The organism is Mesorhizobium sp. M2E.F.Ca.ET.209.01.1.1 (assembly GCF_004010375.2).
GTDB lineage: Bacteria > Pseudomonadota > Alphaproteobacteria > Rhizobiales > Rhizobiaceae > Mesorhizobium.
Genome location: NZ_SADP02000676.1, coordinates 1 through 334, shown reverse-complemented (window position 1 = coordinate 334; position 334 = coordinate 1). Strand labels below are relative to the sequence as shown.

The 334-nt window shown below is 60.8% G+C and carries 1 pseudogene; it reads right to left on the bottom strand.

The features are described from left to right. Nucleotides 1–107 precede the first annotated feature (107 nt). Nucleotides 108–334 (bottom strand): annotated as a pseudogene (locus tag EN852_RS37390) (hypothetical protein); the annotation flags it as partial.

Here is a 334-nt window from a genome sequence, read left to right as displayed (position 1 = left end):
CAGCTTTGCGCCGCATGCCGCCCGCAGAGATTGGGTTAGCGGCTGCCTGAAAGCAGACGTCGCTACACCGAAGTGGAACCTACCCGGTCTCTGCACTCCTGCTTGTATCATTCGCCGCCGCCCGCTTTGGCTTCCGGCATGACTTGCAGCAACGGCTGCGGCGATACTGCGATCTCTCCCGTGAAGGGGCGATCGTGGGCGAGAATCAAGAGAACGGACGCCGCCACGCCGGTCGCAAAACTTCCAAGAGCGATCGCCGACGCCATTCGATTTTCACTATGAACGACCGCAATCGCGAGAAGAGCACAGAAGGCTTGCAAGACCAGGCAGGCCC